This window comes from Klebsiella sp. SWET4, assembly GCF_024296565.1.
In the GTDB taxonomy this organism is placed as follows: Bacteria; Pseudomonadota; Gammaproteobacteria; order Enterobacterales; family Enterobacteriaceae; genus Klebsiella; species Klebsiella variicola.
In genome coordinates this window covers 1-1,204 of sequence record NZ_JANCOB010000041.1, presented here as the reverse complement: position 1 = coordinate 1,204, position 1,204 = coordinate 1, and the positions used below count along the sequence as shown (strand labels likewise).

3 protein-coding genes and 1 pseudogene are annotated in these 1,204 nt (G+C 43.7%); 3 read left to right on the top strand and 1 reads right to left on the bottom strand.

The annotated features are described in order from the left end of the window. A pseudogene (locus NKJ21_RS27355) lies at window positions 1-116 on the bottom strand (LexA family transcriptional repressor); the annotation flags it as partial. Between the two features lie 100 nt (window positions 117-216). On the opposite strand from NKJ21_RS27355, the gene NKJ21_RS27350 reads away from it, so the two are divergent. From NKJ21_RS27350 to NKJ21_RS27340, 3 genes are all read left to right on the top strand, one after another. Next, window positions 217-417 (top strand): Cro/CI family transcriptional regulator, encoded by a 201-nt coding sequence (locus tag NKJ21_RS27350; protein WP_000437875.1) that lies wholly within the window; start codon window positions 217-219, stop codon window positions 415-417. Between the two features lie 118 nt (window positions 418-535). Next, window positions 536-829 carry a lambda phage CII family protein gene (locus NKJ21_RS27345; RefSeq protein WP_000251069.1) on the top strand — a complete coding sequence of 98 codons (294 nt, stop codon included), beginning with the start codon at window positions 536-538 and terminating at the stop codon, window positions 827-829. 32 nt (window positions 830-861) lie between these two features. After that, window positions 862-1,204 (top strand): replication protein (locus NKJ21_RS27340; protein WP_254733425.1); only part of this gene is annotated, 343 nt, incomplete at its 3' end.

The following is a 1,204-nucleotide window of genomic DNA, read 5'->3' as shown; positions in this document are numbered from 1 at the left end:
TCTGCGACAGATTCCTGGGATAAGCCAAGTTCATTTTTCTTTTTTTCATAAATTGCTTTAAGGCGACGTGCGTCCTCAAGCTGCTCTTGTGTTAATGGTTTCTTTTTTGTGCTCATACGTTAAATCTATCACCGCAAGGGATAAATATCTAACACCGTGCGTGTTGACTATTTTACCTCTGGCGGTGATAATGGTTGCATTTACTAAGGAGGTTGTATGGAACAACGCATAACCCTGAAAGATTATGCAATGCGCTTTGGGCAAACCAAGACAGCTAAAGATCTCGGCGTATATCAAAGCGCGATCAACAAGGCCATTCATGCAGGCCGAAAGATTTTTTTAACTATAAACGCTGATGGAAGCGTTTATGCGGAAGAGGTAAAGCCCTTCCCGAGTAACAAAAAAACAACAGCATAAATAACCCCGCTCTTACACATTCCAGCCCTGAAAAAGGGCATCAAATTAAACCACACCTATGGTGTATGCATTTATTTGCATACATTCAATCAATTGTTATCTAAGGAAATACTTACATATGGTTCGTGCAAACAAACGCAACGAGGCTCTACGAATCGAGAGTGCGTTGCTTAACAAAATCGCAATGCTTGGAACTGAGAAGACAGCGGAAGCTGTGGGCGTTGATAAGTCGCAGATCAGCAGGTGGAAGAGGGACTGGATTCCAAAGTTCTCAATGCTGCTTGCTGTTCTTGAATGGGGGGTCGTTGACGACGACATGGCTCGATTGGCGCGACAAGTTGCTGCGATTCTCACCAATAAAAAACGCCCGGCGGCAACCGAGCGTTCTGAACAAATCCAGATGGAGTTCTGAGGTCATTACTGGATCTATCAACAGGAGTCATTATGACAAATACAGCAAAAATACTCAACTTCGGCAGAGGTAACTTTGCCGGACAGGAGCGTAATGTGGCAGATCTCGATGATGGTTACGCCAGACTATCAAATATGATGCTTGAGGCTTATTCGGGCGCAGATCTGACCAAGCGACAGTTTAAAGTGCTGCTTGCCATTCTGCGTAAAACCTATGGGTGGAATAAACCAATGGACAGAATCACCGATTCTCAACTTAGCGAGATTACAAAGTTACCTGTCAAACGGTGCAATGAAGCCAAGTTAGAACTCGTCAGAATGAATATTATCAAGCAGCAAGGCGGCATGTTTGGACCAAATAAAAACATCTCAGAAT